1 protein-coding gene is annotated in these 2,247 nt (G+C 30.7%); it reads left to right on the plus strand.

Features of this window, described 5'->3' with window-relative positions:
• The first annotated feature begins 179 nt into the window (after nucleotides 1-179).
• The gene (locus KJ971_07440) at nucleotides 180-2,096 is read left to right on the plus strand and encodes a hypothetical protein (GenBank protein MBU1145663.1); all 1,917 of its coding nucleotides are present in this window, start codon (nucleotides 180-182) and stop codon (nucleotides 2,094-2,096) included.
• Nucleotides 2,097-2,247: the final 151 nt, after the last annotated feature.

Genomic DNA, 2,247 nt, shown 5'->3' on the forward strand with positions numbered 1-2,247 from the left:
AGTTTTGGCGGTGGCAAAAAAAACCGCTTCATATAGTGACTGAAAAAACAACTTTTATTAAACAAGTGTATGTGCTAATTTAGCGGGGTAATGATGAAAAAAAATGTAAGCCTCAGGAGGTTTTTGGACGGACTGCCGTTACAAGGCATTATGAAAAAAGAAACCAACAAATTATTACAATGAATGATAATAAACTTACATCGTATAATTTTTTAGCTACGCTAACAGAAAATGGGCAGGACCTTTATTCTACTGTTTATATTCCAATTTGTAAACGAGCCTTAAGTAAATTCTCACAAAAAGGTAAAGAATATGGCTCTGATATTGACATTCAAAATGAAATACACGAATTGTACGGTTTGAATGTTCCAATTACAATAGTAAGACAACTTATTAAAGCAACTGCGAAAAGCTTTTCAAGAAAAGAAAAACAAGAAGCAAGTATTGAAATTTATGAAAATGGAAAGAGTTTTAAATTAAAAATATTTTCATTTAACCGTCTCGAAAAAATATATAATCAATTAGCAAGCGATTCCGCACTACTCCAAAAAGCATTTGAACATTATTATTGTGATTGTTCAGATGAAGATATTTCGCCGGTAGAAGCTCCAAAATTTGTTGATTTCATCGACAAGCACAAAAACAAATTATCTCATTTTTTTGCTGGTGAAGCTTTAAATGGAGAAGATATTGATAAATCGTATTTGATTCAAGTGCAATTCATCGAATACATTGAAATTAATAATCGATTTTTATATGAGTTAGCTGAGAAAATTTATTTTGGTTCGGTGATAGCTGGTTATTTAGAATCGGGAATTGATTTAAATGCAAAATTTCTTTCAAATGAAGAATACTTTATTGACACCCAACTAATTTTAAGAGCTTTAGATTTACAAAACGAATCTGATACCCAGCCTGCAAAAGAGCTAATCGAATTGATTCATAAACTTAATGGGAAAGCTAAGTTTCTCGGAATTACACTTTCAGAAGTTTCTCACGTAATCGAGGTTGCCATCGAAAACTACAACAAGAATACACCAACAACAACTGTAAATGAAGCATGTTTAAGATTAGGGAAGAATAAGAGTTGGTTAATAAGCTTTAATAGTAACATAGAAGAAAATATAAAAAAGAATTTAGGTTTGGAACTTGAAACGATTTCAAAGGTTAATATAGAGAAGTACAAAAAATCTAAAGATATTAAGGAACTTCAGGGCACAAGAAAAAAATCTGCTAACGCAGAACACGATGTACTCGCTTACCTTCATGTTAGAGATAAAAGAGAAACTCTTGTTCGGAGTATACAAAAGGCAAAATATTGGTTTGTTTCAGCAAATAAAACACTCTACCAATTTAATATTTCAAAGAATTCACAAGGGATAATTAGTGAAATAATTCTTCCTGACACTTTAACAAGTCTACTTTGGCTAAAAGGCAATAGAAATTTGGATAATACTCTTAAAAAAGTAGGATTGAGTGAACTTATGCTTCAAACTTTGCATGAAGAAATTGCAAGTAAAGAACTAATAAATGATTTACATGCAACCGTTAATGAGAATGCTGATGTCACTGATGATGATTATGATGTACTTCTTTCTTCTGTTGCTCATCAATCGGCAAAAAGAATTCAAAAACTAATCGAATTAGCTGATGAAAATAAAGAGAGATTTAATGAAAAGATTCATCAAACTATTGCAAAAGAGCGAGAAAGAAAGAAAAAGGAAGAAAAACTAAGACAAGAGACATTTGAAAATCTTCAAAAAGAATCAACTGAAAAGGTAAAAGTTAAGCAACAACTTTCAGAAATAGAAGAAAAGTTAAAAGCTGCAGAAAAATCAAATGCAAGTGAATTAATTCTTCTTAAAAAAGAAATTGATAATCAAAAAGACGAATTAACAAAACATAAAACAGAATTAAGAAAATCAAAAAGAGCTATTTTGGTATTACTCATATCAATAATCCTACTAATATTTATTTTAATTTCTATTGAAGCTTGGAATGAAATAAAATTAATTCTAGCTGGAATTACAGGTTTAGGAGGCTTGTGGGGTTTCTTTAGTTTAATGATAAATGTTTATAAAATGACGAAAGAATAAATAACGCCTTGTAATAAATAGGACTCTGAGTGGTCGGTACGACCCAGCGATGAGTCGGTGTTGAACTACACCCGCCGGGTTCAGGGCTATGTACATATCGCCCGATTTATAGTTTTAATTGAAATTTTTTAGGATAAAGTTCTTTGACGTA

It is taken from the genome of Bacillota bacterium (genome assembly GCA_018818595.1).
Classification (GTDB): Bacteria; Bacillota_I; Bacilli_A; order Izemoplasmatales; family Hujiaoplasmataceae; genus JAHIRM01.

What these genes read in the sequence shown, in the direction of transcription:
- KJ971_07440 (MBU1145663.1), top strand. Translation starts at nt 180, where the DNA reads ATGAATGATAATAAACTTACATCGTATAATTTTTTAGCTACGCTAACA.